This window comes from Streptomyces sp. NRRL S-455 (assembly GCF_000717875.1).
Classification (GTDB): Bacteria; Actinomycetota; Actinomycetes; order Streptomycetales; family Streptomycetaceae; genus Streptomyces.
Genome location: NZ_JOCT01000108.1, coordinates 1 through 226, shown reverse-complemented (window position 1 = coordinate 226; position 226 = coordinate 1). Strand labels below are relative to the sequence as shown.

Annotated in this window: 1 rRNA gene; it reads left to right on the top strand. The window is 56.2% G+C overall.

From position 1 onward, the window contains the following. Nucleotides 1–139: 139 nt before the first annotated feature. Nucleotides 140–226: ribosomal RNA gene (gene rrf, locus IE97_RS0138025) — 5S ribosomal RNA — on the top strand; the annotation flags it as partial.

Below are 226 nucleotides of genomic sequence, written 5' to 3'. Positions count from 1 at the left end.
GAAGCACGGTAACGTGTGGAGTTGACCGGTACTAATAGGCCGAGGGCTTGTCCTCAGTTGCTCGCGTCCACTGTGTTGGTTCTGAAACCACGAACAGCCCCACGTGTTATGCGTGGTGCGGCTGACAGTTTCATAGTGTTTCGGTGGTTATAGCGTAGGGGAAACGCCCGGTTACATTCCGAACCCGGAAGCTAAGCCTTACAGCGCCGATGGTACTGCAGGGGGG